This is a genomic window from Streptomyces maremycinicus (assembly GCF_001184025.1).
Lineage (GTDB): Bacteria > Actinomycetota > Actinomycetes > Streptomycetales > Streptomycetaceae > Streptomyces > Streptomyces maremycinicus.
Genome location: NZ_BBYG01000018.1, coordinates 339,695 through 356,373, shown reverse-complemented (window position 1 = coordinate 356,373; position 16,679 = coordinate 339,695). Strand labels below are relative to the sequence as shown.

14 protein-coding genes are annotated in these 16,679 nt (G+C 74.2%); 11 read left to right on the top strand and 3 right to left on the bottom strand.

The genetic code is table 11. From position 1 onward, the window contains the following. Positions 1-214 precede the first annotated feature (214 nt). Genes AOQ37_RS28770 through AOQ37_RS28730 form a run of 9 tightly spaced genes read left to right on the top strand, consistent with a single transcriptional unit; the run spans position 215 to position 10,790 of the window. Positions 215-1,327 carry a hypothetical protein gene (locus tag AOQ37_RS28770; protein ID WP_062648357.1) on the top strand — a complete coding sequence of 371 codons (1,113 nt, stop codon included), beginning with the start codon at positions 215-217 and terminating at the stop codon, positions 1,325-1,327. Between the two features lie 49 nt (positions 1,328-1,376). Beyond that, the gene (locus tag AOQ37_RS28765; protein WP_062648355.1) at positions 1,377-2,552 is read left to right on the top strand and encodes a glycosyltransferase; all 1,176 of its coding nucleotides are present in this window, start codon (positions 1,377-1,379) and stop codon (positions 2,550-2,552) included. Next, complete coding sequence (locus AOQ37_RS28760; RefSeq protein WP_062648353.1) at positions 2,549-3,964, top strand: exopolysaccharide biosynthesis polyprenyl glycosylphosphotransferase; 1,416 nt, start codon at positions 2,549-2,551, stop codon at positions 3,962-3,964. Before AOQ37_RS28765 ends, AOQ37_RS28760 begins: the two co-directional genes overlap by 4 nt. Before the next feature lie 7 nt (positions 3,965-3,971). Continuing rightward, positions 3,972-5,282, top strand: a complete 1,311-nt coding sequence (locus tag AOQ37_RS28755) for an O-antigen ligase family protein (protein WP_062648351.1) — start codon at positions 3,972-3,974, stop codon at positions 5,280-5,282. Further along, positions 5,279-7,147, top strand: coding sequence for a murein biosynthesis integral membrane protein MurJ (gene murJ / locus AOQ37_RS28750; protein WP_107085323.1), 1,869 nt, complete (start codon positions 5,279-5,281; stop codon positions 7,145-7,147). The genes AOQ37_RS28755 and murJ overlap by 4 nt, the downstream gene beginning before the upstream one ends. After that, the gene (locus tag AOQ37_RS28745) at positions 7,134-7,874 is read left to right on the top strand and encodes a polysaccharide deacetylase family protein (protein ID WP_078890397.1); all 741 of its coding nucleotides are present in this window, start codon (positions 7,134-7,136) and stop codon (positions 7,872-7,874) included. Before murJ ends, AOQ37_RS28745 begins: the two co-directional genes overlap by 14 nt. After that, positions 7,871-9,034, top strand: a complete 1,164-nt coding sequence (locus AOQ37_RS28740; RefSeq protein ID WP_062648347.1) for a glycosyltransferase — start codon at positions 7,871-7,873, stop codon at positions 9,032-9,034. Before AOQ37_RS28745 ends, AOQ37_RS28740 begins: the two co-directional genes overlap by 4 nt. Then, positions 9,031-9,678, top strand: a complete 648-nt coding sequence (locus AOQ37_RS28735; protein ID WP_062648345.1) for a YveK family protein — start codon at positions 9,031-9,033, stop codon at positions 9,676-9,678. The genes AOQ37_RS28740 and AOQ37_RS28735 overlap by 4 nt, the downstream gene beginning before the upstream one ends. After that, positions 9,675-10,790 carry a GNAT family N-acetyltransferase gene (locus tag AOQ37_RS28730; protein WP_062648343.1) on the top strand — a complete coding sequence of 372 codons (1,116 nt, stop codon included), beginning with the start codon at positions 9,675-9,677 and terminating at the stop codon, positions 10,788-10,790. Before AOQ37_RS28735 ends, AOQ37_RS28730 begins: the two co-directional genes overlap by 4 nt. Positions 10,791-10,818: 28 nt before the next feature. Here the strand turns inward: AOQ37_RS28730 and AOQ37_RS28725 are convergent, their stop codons facing one another. Continuing rightward, positions 10,819-12,255 carry a glycoside hydrolase family 26 protein gene (locus tag AOQ37_RS28725; protein WP_062648341.1) on the bottom strand — a complete coding sequence of 479 codons (1,437 nt, stop codon included), beginning with the start codon at positions 12,253-12,255 and terminating at the stop codon, positions 10,819-10,821. Between the two features lie 162 nt (positions 12,256-12,417). Here AOQ37_RS28725 and AOQ37_RS28720 point away from each other — a divergent pair, with 162 nt between their 5' ends. After that, a complete protein-coding gene (locus AOQ37_RS28720; RefSeq protein WP_062648339.1) occupies positions 12,418-13,761 on the top strand; it encodes a carboxylate--amine ligase in 1,344 nt (447 codons plus the stop codon). Next, entirely contained in the window at positions 13,761-15,005 is a 1,245-nt protein-coding gene (locus tag AOQ37_RS28715) for an FAD-dependent oxidoreductase (RefSeq protein ID WP_062648337.1), read from the top strand. The genes AOQ37_RS28720 and AOQ37_RS28715 overlap by 1 nt, the downstream gene beginning before the upstream one ends. A 50-nt stretch (positions 15,006-15,055) precedes the next feature. Here the strand turns inward: AOQ37_RS28715 and AOQ37_RS42285 are convergent, their stop codons facing one another. Both AOQ37_RS42285 and AOQ37_RS28710 read right to left on the bottom strand, forming a co-directional pair. Next, positions 15,056-16,285 carry a chaplin gene (locus AOQ37_RS42285; protein ID WP_199825098.1) on the bottom strand — a complete coding sequence of 410 codons (1,230 nt, stop codon included), beginning with the start codon at positions 16,283-16,285 and terminating at the stop codon, positions 15,056-15,058. A gap of 130 nt (positions 16,286-16,415) precedes the next feature. Continuing rightward, positions 16,416-16,643, bottom strand: a complete 228-nt coding sequence (locus AOQ37_RS28710; protein ID WP_062648335.1) for a chaplin — start codon at positions 16,641-16,643, stop codon at positions 16,416-16,418. Between the last annotated feature and the right edge of the window lie 36 nt (positions 16,644-16,679).

Below are 16,679 nucleotides of genomic sequence, written 5' to 3'. Positions count from 1 at the left end.
ACACAAACACCCGGGCGGGGATGCCCGGCGCTGAAGTCAACGCGCGGGACTCGCGGGGGTTGTGCCGCCGAACGAGTGATGTCACCGGAGCCTGGCTTCACCATTCCGACACAAGTGTCCGGTTTCTGTGGATTAATCCGGACAGCGGTTAGAGTTGCGCGTCATCCGACGCACGCCTATAGCAAGCAAATCGCACGAAAGGGCACCGCCGGTCATGCGTAATTCCCTGGGTCCGCTGCTGCGCCGCACGACAGTCGGCGTTCTCGCCCTCGCCGCCCTCTGGGCACCCGGCGGCGCCCGGGCGGCCGGCGCGCCGCCCGCCGCGGAGGCGGAGCACCTCGCCTTCAAGCAGCGCTTCCACGCGACACAGCACGGCGGGATCGTCCGCGCGGCCAACGCGGCCATCAGCTGCCGCACCACCACCACGCCCACCGGCAGGGCGGCGCCCGCCTGTCCCGCCGCGCGGCAGGGCGGGCCGGCCGTCAACAACGCCTTCGACATGTTCTACGTCGACGTCGACCGCGACCCCAACACCTACAACTCCTCCCGCGCGCAGGTCCGGCTGCCGCGGGGCGCGCGGGTGTCGTACGCGCGGCTGTACTGGGGCGGCAACCTGCGGGTCGGCGAGCAGAAGCCGCCGAAGGACAACGGGCGGGTGCTGATCGCCGAGCCCGGCGGGGAGTACAAGGAAGTGCTCGCGGACACCGTCGTCGGCCACCGGGTGGCCCAGGGCGCCGACGCCTTCCAGGCCTCCGCCGACGTCACCGCGCTGGTGCGCGCGAGCGGCCAGGGCCTGTACACCGTCGCCCAGATCAACGTCGCCATGGGCCGTTCGGCGGCCGGCGCCTGGGGCGGCTGGACGCTGGTCGTGGCGTACGAGAACCCGGCGGAGCCGCTGCGGGACCTGTCCCTGTGGGACGGCTTCGACACCCTCGCCTCCCCCGCGGGCAAGGAGATCCGGCTGCGCGGGCTCGCCGTTCCGCCGGGCGCGGGCGGCCGGGCCGGACTCGTCGCGTACGACGGCGACCGCGGTCGAACAGGCGATTCGCTCATGTTCTCGACCGGCGGTCGAACGGCCGACGCGCTCACGGACGCGGTCAACCCATCTGACGATGTGTTGAATTCCACGATCAGTGAGCCCGGGGAGGCTCCGGCGGCGCGTGTACCGGCGTACGTCAACACCCTCGGCTACGACTCCGACGTGTTCGATCTGGGCGGCGGTTTGCGCCGCGGTGGTGACCAGCTGGCCGTTCGGCTCGTTTCCCACCGGGACGCGGCGTGGGCCGGGGCGCTCTTCGTCGCCGTCGACACACGGAAGAAACAGTAGGCGCGTTCCCGCCCGTCCCGAGCGCCACCGTGAGCGAGGAAACCGCGCAATGCACCAGCCAGAACCCGATGCCACGACCCGGGTCCTGCATCTCACCCAGCCCGTGGACGGCGGGGTCGCCCGGGTCGTGACCGATCTGACGCGGGCCCAGCTCGCGGCAGGACTGCACGTCACCGTGGCCTGCCCGGCCGGACGGCTCACCGGGGACCTGCGGTCCCTGGGCGCGGACGTGCGGCACTGGCCGGCGACCCGCTCGCCGGGGCCCTCGCTCCCCGGCGAGGTACGAAGGCTCGTACGCCTGCTCGACGAGGTACGCCCCGACCTGGTGCACGCGCACAGCGCGAAGGCCGGGCTGGCCGGGCGGCTCGCGGTGCGGGGACGGATCCCGACCGTGTTCCAGCCGCACGCCTGGTCCTTCGAGGCGGTCGGCGGCACCACCGCGGCCCTGGCGCTCACGTGGGAGCGCTTCGGCGCCCGTTGGACGGACCGGCTGGTGTGCGTGAGCGAGGCGGAGCGCGCCACCGGCCTGCGCGCCCGCATCGGCGGGCAGGTCAGCGTCATCCCCAACGGCATCGATCCCGAGCGCTTCCACCCGGCCTCCGTCGACACCGTACGGGCCTCCCTCCTGCCCGAACCGGGCCCCGCCGCACCGCTGGTGGTGTGCGTGGGGCGGCTGTGCCGGCAGAAGGGACAGGACGTCCTGCTGACGGCATGGCCGGACATCGCGCGCAAGGTGCCCGGTGCCCGGCTGGTCCTCGTCGGCGACGGCCCGGACGCCGAGCGGCTGCGGTCCCGGGCGCCGGAGTCCGTGCTGTTCGCCGGGGCCGTCACCGACGCCGCGCCCTGGTACCAGGCCGCCGACCTGGTCGTGCTGCCCTCGCGCTGGGAGGGCATGGCCCTGGCCCCGCTGGAGGCACTGGCCTGCGGACGGCCCGTCGTGGTGACCGACGTGGACGGCGCCCGGGAGAGCCTGCCGGCCGCGCTCGCCCCCCACTGTCTGGTGCCCGCCGAGAACCCGGCCGCGCTGGCCGGTGCCGTCGCCGGACTGCTGCTCGACCCGCTGCTGCGCGAGTCGCTGGGCCACCAGGGACGCCGGCACGTCCTGACCACGCACGACGTGCGGCGCACGGCGGGGGCGGTCGCGGACGTGTACCGCGAACTGCTCACGACCACACCAGGGGCGCGCGTCGCGCCCACCGAGCGCAGGGAGTCCATCCACTCGTGACTGCGGAAAGCACCGTCCCCTCTCCCGGCGCGCAGCCCGGGTACTCGCCCGTCTCGGTCATTCCGCGGCGGGAGAGCGGAGCGGGATTCCGGTTCCCCACCCGGCGGCCCCCGGCGCGGCCCGCGTCGCCGCTACCGCTGCTGTTCGCCGACGGCCTCGCCACGTTCGTGGGCGCGCTGGCGCTGACCGGGGCGCAGCGCCGCCCGCTGCTGGTCGCGCTGCTGGTGGCGGCGACCATATTGCTGCGCCCGCAGCGCTCGCGTCCGGTGGTGGGGGTGCTCGACGAACTGCCCTCCGTCTGCGGCCGGATCGCGGTGGCCTGGCTGGCCCTCGGCACGCTCGTCGCGGCGTGGCACCCGGCCCACGCGCTGTCGGTCCGCACCCTGCTCCTCGGGTTCGCGGCGCAGGCGGCGGCCGGTTGTGCGGGCCGCGCGGTGGTGCACCTGCGGCGGCGCCGGACGCTGCTGCGTCACCCGCGCGCCGCGCTCGTCATCGGCCCCGCCGCGACCGCGCAGCGGGTGGCCGCCGCCGTGCTGCGGCACCCGCGGTCCGGGGTCGAGCCGGTGGGCATCGTGGCCGAGCGGCCGGACGGCGCGGACGGACTTCCCGTACTGACCACCGGTCAGGAGGTGCAGCGGGCCCTCATCCAGAACGGCGTGCGTGACGTCCTGTGCGTCCACCCCGCCGTACGCACCGTGCAGGGCCCGCTGCTGCGGGCGCTCGCCGAGTCGGGCTGCACGGTGTGGGAGGTCGACGCCGACACCCCCTCGTACGCGAGCCGCGAACAGCTCGCCGGGTTCTCCTGCCGGCGTCTCGACATGGGCACCCGGCGCCGGGGCAGTCTCGGCAAGCGGCTGCTGGACATCGCGGTCTCCGGGGCCCTGCTCCTGCTGCTGAGCCCTCTGCTGCTGGTGTGCGCGGCGGTGCTGCGGCTGACCGACGGGCCGGGGGTCGTCTTCCGGCAGGAGCGCATCGGCAAGGACGGCCGGCCCTTCACGCTGCTGAAGTTCCGCACCCACCGCCCGGTCGACGAGCACGAGGCGGCGACCCGGTGGAGCGTGGCCGGGGAGCGGGAGATGAGCCGCTTCTGCCGCATCCTGCGCCAGACGTCGTTGGACGAGCTGCTCCAGCTGTGGAACGTCCTGTGCGGCGACATGAGCCTGGTCGGTCCGCGCCCCGAACGCCCCTACTTCGTCGGTCAGTTCAGTCAGACCTATCCCGGCTACGCGGCCCGCCACCGGATGCAGACCGGCATCACCGGCCTCGCCCAGGTGCAGGGGCTGCGCGGTGACACCTCGATCGAGGACCGGGCCCGTTTCGACAACGCCTACATCGACAACTGGTCGCTGTGGCAGGACGTCTGCATCCTGCTGCGCACCGCGGCCGCCCTCGTGCGACCGACCGGGAGCTGAACCACCGATGACCCTCGCCCTGCCCCTGCCCCGCGCCCGGACGCTGTCACCGGTCCTGCCCGTGGTCGCCGTGGTCGCCCTGCTCGGCCTGCCGATCGGTCCCGGCGGTGAGGGCGGCGCCGGGCCGGCCGACGCGCTGTCCGCGCTGGTCGTGCTGTTCTGCGCGGTCCGGCTGCTGCGGCACCGGCGGCGCCCGCTGTCCCGAACGGCCGCCGTCGTCCTCGGACTGCCGGTGGTCGGGCTCGCGCTCGCCGCGATGGGCGCGTCCTCGCCGGGGGCGGGGCTCTCCGGGCTGGGCCGCTACCTCCAGATCTTCGTGCTGGTCCCGGCCGCCGTCGTCCTCCTGGTCCGCGACCGGGCCGACTTCCGGGTGCTGGCCTGGTCGTTCGTCGGACTCGCGGGGTGGCAGGGGGCGGTCGGCGTCCATCAGTTCGTCACCGGGACGGGCGCCTCCTACCAGGGCGAGAACATCCGGGCGGTCGGCACCTTCGGGCCGCAGGACGTGATGGGCATGGCGACCGTCGTGGCGTTCGGCCTGATCTGCGCCGTCGGGCTGGCGCTCGGCCGGACCCCGGTACGGCAGCGGGTGATCGCCGCCTGCGCGGCGCTCGCCCTGCTGGTGCCGCTCGCGCTCTCCTTCAGCCGGGGCGCGTGGATCGCGACCGTGCTGACCTGCGCGGTCCAGCTGGCCCTCGCCGGGCCGCGGCGGGCACTGAAGGTGGGCGCGGTGGCGGCCGCGGCCGGGGTGATCCTGGTGGGCGGCTTCGGGGTCGGCTCGGCGATGCTCCAGGAGCGCGTCAACAGCATCACGCAGATCCGGGACGCCCCCGACCAGTCGGTCACCGACCGGTACACGATGTGGGCGGCCGCGATCGGCATGTGGCGCGACCAGCCGCTGACCGGTGTCGGGCTGAAGGGCTTCCCCGAACACCGCGACGGCCACGCCTCCCTGGCGCTGTCCTCCGGCAGCGACACCGACGGGGCGGGCGGCGGGTTCGTCAAGCAGCCGCTGCTCTCCCCGCACAACATGTACCTGCTGATCCTCGGTGAACAGGGCCTGATCGGGCTGCTCGCCCTCGCGGGCGGCTGGCTGGCGCTGCTGGTGTGCGGGCTGCGCGGCTGGTTCCGGGTCCGGCGCTCCGGCCCCGGTCTCGACTGCGCGCTCGTCGCCTGCGGGCTGCTGATCTGGCAGCTCGTGGACTTCACGTACGCCGACATCGGCGGCCCCTCGACCGTGCTGACCGCCGTCGTCTTCGGGGCCGTCGCCTGGTGGGCGCTGGTCGGCGCCGGTGGCCGCGAGGAGGCGCTCGTCCGATGACGGTCACCCCTCCCCGGACGCCTCGTACGGACGGTCCCGCCTCCGTGCCGCCGGCGCGGACCGCCGCCGGGCCCGGGGAGACAGCCGACCAGGCCGACCCGACCGAAGGGACCGGCACAGCAGAGGGGACCGACGGGACGAGCACGGCCGACGGGGCCGACGGGGCCGACGGGGCCGACGGGATCGGATCGGCCGACGGGGCCGACGGCGCCTGTCGGGTTGCCGGCGCGGCCGGCGCTACGACGGCGGACGGCGCGAGCGTGCGGGAGGGGGGCGGCGAACGGGCCGAGGGGGGCGAACTCCCCACGGCCTCCCGTCGGTTCCTCGCCAAGGCCACACTCGTCACCGCCGTCCTCTCCGTCGCCGGCGCCCTGCTCGGACTGGTGCGGGACCAGGCACTGGCCCGGCTGTTCGGGGCGGGCAGTGAGACCGACGCCTTCCTCGTGGCGTGGACCGTGCCCGAGTTCGCGGCCACGCTGCTCATCGAGGACGGGCTGGCGTTCGCCCTGATCCCGGCGTTCAGCATGGCGCTGGCCCGCCGCTCCCAGGGCGCCCCCGGCGACCCGGTCCGCGCCCTGGTCGCCGGCACGCTGCCCCGTCTGTCGCTGGCCTTCGTCGCGGTCGGCGCCCTGTTCATCGGCCTGGCACCGCGGCTGGTCGCGGTCCTCGCCCCGGGTCTGCCGGACCCGGCGCTCGCCGTCGACTGCACGCGGCTCACCGCCACCTGCGTGGTGAGCTTCGGGCTCGCCGGGTATTGCAGCGCGGCCCTGCGCGCGCACCGGCGGTACACGGCGCCCGCGGCGATCTACGTCGCCTACAACGTCGGCATCATCACCGGGATGTTCGTGCTCGGGGGGCACTGGGGGGTGCGCTCGGCGGCCGTCGGGGTCGCGGTCGGCGGGCTGCTCATGGTCCTCGTCCAACTGCCTTCCCTGCTGCGGCAGCTGAGGAAGCGCCAGGCGGCCGAGGAGTCCTCCGCGCAGGAGGTGCCGCGACCCCTCGACACCCTGCTCCTCACCACCGTGCTCCTGTTCGCGCTGTGCCGGCAGTCCCAGGTCCTCATCGAGCGCTTCCTCGCCTCGCAGTTGCCGGCCGGGGCGATCTCGCATCTGAACTACGCGCAGAAGGTCGCGCAGATGCCGATGATCCTCTCGGTGATGATCTGCACGGTCACCTTCCCGGTGGTCGCCCGGGCGCTGGCGGAGGGGGACACCGAGCGGGCCCGGAGCCGGGTGGAGCGGGATCTGGCGCTGGCCGCGTGCGTCGTGCTGCTGGGCGCGGCCGCCGTCCTGGCCTGCTCGCCGCAGATCATCGAAGTGCTCTTCCAGCGGGGCGCGTTCACCGCGAAGGACACGGCGGCGACGGCGGGCGTCATGCGGGTGTACGCGCTCGGGCTGCTCGGCCAGACCCTGGTGGGCGTGCTGGTCCGCTCCTACTTCTCGGCGGGCCGCGGCTCCTGGTACCCGGTCGGCGCGATGGCCTCCGGGATCGTCGTGACCTCCTGGATCGGCGCGCTGAGCGTCGGTCCGTGGGGCGTGTACGGGATCGCCGCCGCCAACGCGATCGGCATCACCGTCACCGCACTCGTCCTGCTGGCCGGGATGGGTCCGCGCAGCGTTCCGGTCGGTGTCCGGAGCGTGCTGCGCGAACTGAGCCGGCCGGTGCGGGCGGCCCTGGTGGCCACCCTGGCGGGGTCCTTCGCCGCCGGCCGGTTCGCCGACCCCCTGTCCGGGCTGGCCGCCGGGGGGCTCACCGTGACCGTCGTCTTCCTCCTGCTCGGCCGGGCCCTGGGCTCCCAGGGCATCGACTCGGCACTCCGTTCCGTTCGTTCCGCGACCCGAAGGTTCTCCCATGTCCGCTCCTGACCACAGCAGACGCAGTCCCGTCCCGTGGGTGGCGATGTACCACTCCGTGGGGGACTGCTCCGAGGATCCGTACCGCATCACCGTCACCCCCGAGCGGCTGGAGAAGCAGCTGATGTGGCTGCGCCGGCGCGGACTGCGCGGTGTCTCCATGGCGAAGCTGCTCGACGCCCGGGCCCGGGGCGAGGGCCACAACCTGGTCGGACTCACCTTCGACGACGGTTACGCCGACTTCCTCACCGAGGCGCTGCCCGTGCTGCGCCGCCACCGCTGCAACGCCACCCTGTTCGTGCTGCCGGGCCGGCTCGGCGGCGACAACGCCTGGGACCCGCTGGGCCCGCGCAAGCCGCTGCTGACCGCCGACGGCATCTGCCGCGCGGCCTACGAGGGCGTCGAGATCGGCTCCCACGGCCTCACCCATGTCGACCTGACCAAGGCCGACGACCTCACCCTGAAGAAGGAGACGGTCGAGAGCCGCGCGGCCCTCGTCGCGATGCTCGGCACCGAGGTCGACGGCTTCTGCTATCCCTACGGGACGATCGACCAGCGGGCCGTGGACGCCGTGCGCCAGGCCGGTTACCGGTACGCCTGCGCGATCGACCCCGGCGAGCTGAACGGCCTGCACGCCCTGCCCCGGCTGCACATCGGGCAGAACGACAACGTCCTGCGCATGCATCTGAAGTACCGGCTGCACCGGCTGCGACGGCGGCCCGTCGAGGGGCTGCGGTGAAGGCGCTGCACATCATCACGGGGCTCGGCGTCGGGGGCGCCGAGCAGCAACTGCGGTTGCTGCTGCGGCATCTGCCGGTCGAGTGCGAGGTGGTGACGCTGACCAACCCGGGGACGGTGGCGGACGGGCTGGCGAGCGACGGGGTCCGGGTCGTCCACCTCGGCATGGCGGGCAACCGCGACCTGGCCGCGCTGCCCCGCCTGGTCCGGATCATCCGCTCCGGCGGCTACGACCTCGTCCACACCCATCTCTACCGGGCCTGCGTCTACGGCCGGCTGGCCGCGCGGCTGGCCGGGGTCCGCGCGGTCGTCGCCACCGAACACTCCCTGGGCGAATCGCAGCTGGAGGGGCGCAGACTGACCTCCGGGGTCCGGGCGCTCTACCTCGCCAGCGAGCGGCTGGGCCGCACCACGGTCGCCGTCTCCCCCGCGGTCGCCGACCGGCTGCGCGGCTGGGGGGTTCCCGCGCCGCGGATCGAGGTCGTCCCCAACGGCATCGACCTGGCCCGCTTCCGCTTCGACCCGGACGCCCGCCGGCGGACCCGCCGCCGTCTCGGGCTGCCCGACGACGCCTGTGTCGTCGGCGGCGTCGGACGGCTGACCGCGGGCAAACGCTTCGACGTCGTCATCCACGCCCTCGCCCGGCTGCCCGCCGACCACTGGCTGGTGCTGGTCGGTGGCGGCCCCGAGGAGAACGTGCTGCGCCGTACCGCGCACGAGGCGGGGGTCGCCGACCGGGTCCTGTTCACCGGCGAACGCCCCTGTGTTCCCGACGGCACCCCCGGCCCCGACCTGCCCTCCCTCACCTCCGCCATGGACCTGTTCGTCTCCCCCTCCCCCGAGGAGACCTTCGGTCTGGCCGTCGTCGAGGCGCTGGCCTGCGGCCTGCCGGTGCTCTACGCCTCCTGCCCCGCGATCGAGCGGTTCCCCGACCGGGCGCCGGGCGCCCGCCGGGTGACCGGTGGCACCGAGGCGTTCGTCCGCGCGCTGACCGAGGCACGCGTGCGGACCCCCGGCCCGCGCACCGCCGCCGAGGCCGCCCGCCACTACGACATCACCCGCAGCGCCGCCCAGCTCATGGACGTGTACGCGGCCACCGTTTCCGGACCACCCCTGCTCTCCCCCGCCACCCCGACACCCCAGGGAGTCAGTTCCCCATGACCGAGAACCCCCGCCGTCCCGCCACCCTGCGCCGCGCCAAGGCGCTCCCGCCCTGGTCCCTGCTCGCGGTCGGCGCCGTCGCCGGCGGACTGCTCGGCGGCACGTACGGCGCCCTCAAGCCGCCCGCCTACACGGCCACCGCCTATGTCGTCGCCGTCCCCACCGAGAAGTCGGACCCGGCGTCCGCGCTCGGCTTCGCCCAGGCCTACGGCCGGGTCGCCACGCAGCTGGCGGTGCTCGGGGACGCACAGGTGTGGGCCGGTGTGCCGGTGAAGACGCTCCAGCGCAGCGTGCAGACGGCGACCTCGCCGGACGCCCCGATGGTCTCGATCACGGCGACCTCCACCCGGGCCGACCTGGCCGCCGACATGGCCAACGCGGTCTCCCGCTCGCTGACCCAGCACGCCAAGACCTCCAAGTCCGCCACCAATGTCGAGCTCCAGCAGTTCGCCCGCGCGGTCCGGCCGACCGGCCCCTCCTCGGTGTCGCCCACGGTGACGGGTCTGGTGGGGGCGAGCGCGGGCGGTCTGCTCGGCGGGCTGCTGCTGCTGGTGCGGCCGAAGCGGGGCCGGGAGGACGAGTCCGCGCGCCCCGCCGCCGTCCCCGGGCCGGCCCTCGCCGCCGACGCCCACGGAGCGCTGTGAAACCGACGTTCACCACCGAACTCGTCACCGACGAGCGCGCCTTCGCCGCCCTCGCCCCCGCCTGGGGCCGGCTGTACCAGCGGTGTGCGAGCGCCACCCCGTTCCAGAGCCACGCCTGGCTCCACTCGTGGTGGCTGTCGTACGGCAGGCGCGGCCGGCTGCGTCTGCTGCTGGTCCGCGACGGCGGTGAACTCGTCGCCGCGGCCCCGCTGATGGCCGTCCGCCGACCGCTGCCGGCGCTGGTGCCGCTCGGCGGGGCGATCTCCGACTACGGGGACGTCCTCGTCGACGACGAGCGGGGTGAGCATGCCGTCGCCGCGCTCACCGAGGGCCTCGCGGCGGCCGCCCGTACCGCGTTGATCGACTTCCGCGAGGTGCGGCCGGGCGGCGCGGTGGAGCAGGTCTACGAGCGCTGGTACGGCCCCCGCCGGCGGGTGAGCGACTCGGTGTGCCTGGAGCTGCCCGCCGTCCCCATGGACGAGCTGGTGGCCCGGCTGCCGTCGGCGAAGGCCCAGCGGGTGCGCGCCAAGCTGCGCAAGCTGACCGCGCTGGGCGTCGAGCGGCAGGTCGTGTGCCCGGAGGAGGTCGACTCGGCGCTGCGCCGGCTGCTGGAACTGCACCAGCTCCAGTGGCAGGGACGGAAGGTGACGGGCGAGCACCTGCGGGAGCGGTTCTGCGAGCACCTGGTGCGCTCGGTCGGGCCGATGGTGGCCTCCGGGGACGCGGTGGTCACCCAGTTCCGGCTCGACGACGACGTGGTGGCCGTCGATCTGACCCTGCTGTCGCGCCGGCTGGCCGGGGGCTACCTCTACGGCGCCCATCCCCGGCTGCGTGAACGCAAGGCGGACGTGGCGGTGATGCTGCTGGACGCGTGCGCCGAGCACTCCCGCGACGGCGGCCGGGCCGCGCTCAGCCTGCTGCGCGGCAACGAGCCGTACAAGCACCACTGGCGGCCCGAACCGGTCGTCAACCAGCGGCTGCTGCTGGCCCGTCGGCGCACCGCGCCGCTGCTGTCGGCGGCCGTGTGCGACGTGGCCGCGCGACGGCGGGGCAAGGAATTGCTGCTCCGGCTGGAGCAGCGGAGGGAGCGCGACGGTGGCGGCGGGTCCTGACGCGGGCCTGCCGCCACCGCACCGCGGTTCAGTCGTCGTCGGACCACCAGTCGAGCCGGAAGCACAGCTTGCCGCCGATCCAGTACTCGACCCAGTCGCCGAGGTCCATCGGCGTGCAGTTCGCCGGGGTCTCGGCCGGAGGCTCGGTCGTGGGATCCGTGGAGGGTGCCGGGGGCGACGGCTCCACGGACGGTTCGACGGAGGGCGCCGGGCTCGTCGGGGGCGTGCTCGGCTCGTCCGTACGGCCGGACAGCAGCGAACGGTAGACGGCCGACGCCTGCGGGTTCTGCCGGCACTGCCACACACCGTGCGGGCAGTAGTCGGTCACCGTGTTGTACAGCGGTTTGTGCTCGTCCATCCAGGCGAGCATGCGCCGCATGTATTCGGCGTTGTCACCGTTGCGGAAGAGTCCCCATTCGGGATAGGAAATGGGCTTGCCATGGCTTTTGGCGAAGTCCACGTGCGCCTGGAGCCCGTAGGGTTCTTTCACCTGCTCGTCGAAGGACAAGCCGGTCGGCTGGTCGTAGGAGTCCATTCCGAGGATGTCGACCGTGTCGTCCCCCGGATAGCACTCGGTCCACGGAACGGCGTCCTTGCCGCGGGTCGGCGTGAAATCGAACTTGAATTTCTGGCCCGGCACCGAGCGCATGGTGGAGACGATCCTGTTCCAGTACTTCTTCCAGGCCTCCGGGTCCGGCCCGCACCGATGGGTGTACGTGATGCCGTTCATCTCCCAGCCGAGCACGATCACCGTGTCCGGCACCTTCAGCGCGACCAGCCGCTCGGCGAGAGCCCTGAAGTGGTGATCGAACTCCCCGGCCGCACCCTGCCGCAGCAGCCCGCGCACCTCCTCGTCGGACACCCCCTCCTCGTTGCGCTCCATCATGGGCACGTTGAGGACGAGCATGCGGTCGTCCTTCTCCAGCCTCCAGTCCGCCCACACGTCGAGGAAGCCGGGCGGGCCCTCGATGTTGTGCCACAGGTCGCCCGGCAGGTAGGTGTGGCCGACGCGCAGCTCCGCGCCGTCCAGCCATTCGCTGAGCTCGGCGATCCGGGCCACGCCCCGGGCGCCGTAGTCGAGGTAGGCGCCGAAGGCCGGGGTGTCCTTCGAGGCCGGGGCCGCCGGGGCGGCGGGTGCGGGCGGGACGGACGGTGCGGGCGGGACGGACGGTGCGGCGGTCTCGGCCGGGGTCAGCGGAACCTCGGCGGCCGCGGGAACCCCGGGGGTCACCGGCGCCGCCGGTGTCGCACTGGGGACGGGCGCGACCGGGTCGGACCCGGCGGGTGCGGGAAGAGTCATCGCGGCCGTCGGGACGGTGGGGGTGGGAGCGGGAGGATCGGCTACCCGCACCACCCCCGCGCCCGCGGCGAATCCAGGTCCGGACGCCAGGGCGGCCGACGCCGCGACCGCTGCCGCGACGACGGCCAGCCGCCGGGACCGCGCGCGTCGCTGCTGTGGAGCCATGCCTGCTCCTTTCTCCACTCTCACGTAACGCGCAAGGCCCGCGCGTTACTGACACTCAGTCATATGAAAGTCACACGAAAAGGAATTACGCCACCGCCGTTACGGCTTTCGAGTGCCTCGATCGCCCATAACGGTGAACTGAACCGAAGGACCCGGAAACCAATGCCCGAGTCGCTGCTCGACACCCGCGTCCCCGCCGTTCTGCTGCGGATCGACCGGAATCCCTTTCACCACGGAACGCTGGGTGCCGTGCGCTCGCTCGGCAGAGCCGGAATCGACGTGCACGTGGTCGCCGACTCCACGGGAAGCCCCGTACGCAAGTCCCGTTTCGTACGCCAGTTGCATCCCCCGCCGCCGCCCGGGGCCGGTCTCGCCGACATCGCCGCCACCCTGCTGCGCGTCGCCGCCCGCGTCGACCGGCCCGCCGTGCTGATCCCGATGGACGACGCCGGCGCGGTCGCCGTGAGCCGGCTGCGCGAGGAACTGTCGCCCGCCTACCTGCTGCCGCAACAGCCCGGCGCGGTGCCCGAACGGGTCGCCGACAAGGCCGAACTGACCAGGCTGTGCGCGGCGGCCGACGTGCCGCACCCGCTCACCGTGCTCCCGGACAGCGCGGCACAGGCCGCCTCCGCCGCCTGGCGGCTCGGGCTGCCGGTGGTGGCGAAATGGAGCCGTCCCTGGCTGCTGCCCGCCCACGCGGGGCTGCGCAGCACGGTCGTGGTGCGCTCCACCCAGGAGGCGCGCGACCTGTACCTGCGCACCGAGGAGGCCGGCAGTCAGCTGCTGCTCCAGGCCTTCCTGCCGCCTGGCCCGGACCGCGACTGGTTCTTCCACGGGTACGCCGACCGGTCCGGTACGGTCGGCGGCGGCGGACCGGGCCGCAAGCTGTGCGCCTGGCCCCGCGGCGCGGGGCTCACGGCGGTGGGCGAGTGGACCGAGAACCCCCGGGTGCGGACGCTGGCCCAGCGGCTCACCGACGAACTCGGCTACCGGGGCATCTTCGACCTCGACTTCCGCCGCTGCGGCGCGACCGGCGACTACCACCTGCTCGACTTCAACCCGCGGCCCGGCGCCCAGTTCCGGCTCTTCGCCGACGGCGCCGGACTCGACGTCGTCCGCGCCCAGCACCTCGATCTGACCCACCGTCCGCTGCCGGCCGGGGTGCCGCTGCCGGGCCGGGCGTTCGTGGTGGAGAACTACGCGCCGCTGGCCGCGCTGCGACCGGCCCGCCGCGGCCGTGAGCTGGCCTGGCACGCGGGCGACGACACCGCTCCCGGCCGGGCGATGTGGGGACTGTGGGGCGCCCATGTCACCCGTCGGCTGCTCGACCGGCTGCGCCGGGCCGGCGCCTCGGGCGCGGCCGGGGTCCGGCCCCGGGTGGTCCGGCAGGCGCCGCCGCCCACGCCGTCCCTGACCGACCTGGCCGAACCGCACCCGAACGCACCGGCCCCGACCGCCCCTGCGCCGGCCGCACCGATCGACGACGAGAAAGCGAGCAGCTGCTGATGGACGACCTGCTGGTGGTGGGCGCCGGCCCGTACGGGCTGTCGATCGCGGCGCACGCCGCGGCCGCCGGGCTGAAGCTGCGCGTCTTCGGCCGGCCGATGGCCTCCTGGCGCGACAACATGCCGGGCGGGATGTTCCTGAAGTCCGAGCCGTGGGCCTCCAACCTCTCGGACCCCGCGGCCCGTTGGCGGCTCGACACGTACTGCGCGACCGAGGGCGTGGCGGCCCGGCACGGGGAGCCCATCCCGGTGGAGATGTTCGCCCGGTACGGCCTGTGGTTCGCCCGCAACGCCGTCCCCGAGGTCGACGAGCGCACGGTGACCCGGATCGTGTCCCGGCCGGGCGGCTTCGAGGCGGTCACCGCGGACGGCGAGACCGTGCGGGCCCGGACGGTCGCCCTCGCCGTGGGTGTCATGCCGTTCGTCGAGATCCCGGCCGCCCTGCGGGGGCTCTCCCCCGACCTGGTCTCGCACAGCAGCCACCACGGTGACCTGGACCGCTTCCGCGGCCGGGACGTCACGGTGATCGGCGGCGGCCAGGCGGCGCTGGAGACGGCCGCGCTGCTCGCCGAACAGGGCTCCCGCGTACGGGTGTTGGCCCGTGCCGATCGGCTGCGCTGGAACGACGTGCCACCGCCCTGGGAGCGACCGTGGTGGCAGTCGGTCCGCTCACCGCAGAGCGGGCTCGGCTGCGGCTGGCGGAACTGGTTCTACGCCGAACGCCCCGGCCTCTACCGCCGGCTGCCGGAACCGACCCGGGCGCGGATCGCCGCGACGGCGCTCGGTCCGGCCGGCGCCTGGTGGGTACGGGACCGGGTGGAGGCCTCCGTGCCGGTACGGCTCGACCACGAGGTGACGGCGGCGCGGGCGGTCCCCGGCGGGGTGCGGCTGGAGGTGGCCGGCGCGGACTCCTTCGAGACCGAGCACGTGATCGCGGCCACCGGCTTCCAGGCGACCCGCGACCGGCTCGGACTGCTCTCCGGCGAGCTGCGCGGGGCGCTGGCCACGGTGCCCGGCGGCTCCCCCGAGGTGGGCCGGGACTTCGAGTCCTCCCGTCCCGGCCTGTTCCTGGCCGGTCTGGTGACGGCGGCCGGCTTCGGCCCGGCGATGCGCTTCGTGTACGGCGCGACCTTCACGGCGGGCACCCTCGTCCGGGGCGTGCGGCGCCGGCTGCACACGGGCGTGCCGAGCGGGGCGATCCCGGCCCCGGGTCGGCACGGGGCGGTGGAGCCCGTACGTCGCTGAGCCGGAGGGGATGCGGGTGCCGGGCGCGTCGGCGCCCGGCACCCGGTGCGTCACCGACGGGACGCGGCCCGGCCTCGCCGGTACAGGACGGCGCCGCCCGCGATCAGCGCGGCGCTGACGCCGGAGGCGGCCAGCAGAGCGGCGTGGTCACTGCCGGTGTGCGACAGCTGCGGCGGCGCGCTGTGCTCGCCCCCACCCCCACCCTCCGGAGGTGCGGTGTGCCCACCGTGCGGAGGCTGCCCGCCACCGCCCCCGCCACCGTGCGGAGGCGGGGTGGAGTGGCCGCCGTGGGGAGGCGGGGTGGAGTGCCCGCCGTGCGGAGGCGGGGTGGAGTGCCCGCCGTGGGGAGGCGGGGTGGAGTGACCGCCGTGGGGAGGCGGGGTGGAGTGACCGCCGCCGGGCGGGGTGCTGCCGCCACCGTGCGGAGGCGGGGTGGAGTGGCCCCCGTGGGGAGGCGGGGTGGAGTGACCGCCATGGGGAGGCGGGGTGGAGTGACCGCCGCCGGGCGGGGTGCTCCCACCACCGTGCGGAGGCGGAGTCGAGTGACCGCCGCCGGGCGGAGTCGTGTGACCCCCACCGGGCGGGGTGCTCCCGCCACCGTGCGGAGGCGGAGTCGTGTGGCCGCCACCCGGCGGTGTCGTGTGGCCCCCTCCGGGAGGCGGGGTCGTGTGACCGCCACCGCCGCAGGTGTCGCCGTAGCCTCCGCAGTCGTCCCCGGGACCGTGGTCCTGGTGTCCGGAGCCGCCATCACCGGAATCCCCGTATCCGGAGTCGCCATGCCCGGAGTCCCCGTAACCGGAATCGCCATGCCCGGAGTCCCCGTAACCGGAGTCCCCGTAACCGGAGCCACCATGCCCGGCATCGCCGTAACCGGAGTCCCCGTAGCCGGAATCGCCATGCCCGGAGTCCCCGTAACCGGAATCGCCATGCCCGGAGTCCCCGTAACCGGAATCGCCGTAGCCGGTATCCCCCTGCCCGGGGTCGCCGTAACCGGAATCGCCGTGGTGGTCGGTGTCGTCGTCGGACGGTGCGCGTCGGGCGCGTTGGCCGTGCGTGGCCGAAGGGTTGGCACAGGAGTTGCCGAACGCCGGGTCGAGCGCGGCGACGACGTCGACCGAGTTGCCGCAGGCGTTCACCGGGAGGTGCAGCGGGGCCTGGACGGCGTTGCCCGACAGAACCCCGGGCGAACCCTTGGCGGCTCCTTGGGCTGTTGAGTCGGCGAGGGCGTTGCCGCCCGCGCACAGGGACAGAATGCCCGTCGCGGCGGCGGCCGCGACCATTCCCCTGCTCAGGGTCTGTCGCAATCTCGTTGTCTTCCTGCTTGAAGAAGTGGGAAAAGCCGGCTCCGGACCACAGGAATGTCGTCCGAAGCCGGCCTCGATCCAGCGGTACGGCTGGCGTGTCGCGTCGTCAGTCGTTGATGCAGACGTTGCCGCCGGCCGGGTTCAACGCGGCGATGATGTTGATGCTGTTGCCGCACACGTTGATCGGGATGTGGATCGGGACCTGGACGACGTTGCCCGACAGGACACCCGGCGAGCCGATGGCCGCACCGTTGGCACCGGCGTCGGCGAAGGCGGGGGCAGCCCCGCCGAGGGCCAGGATCAGACCCGCGACAACAGCAGCGCTCTTCTTCATGACTTTCCCTTCTCTGCGGTCATGCCCAGATGACGG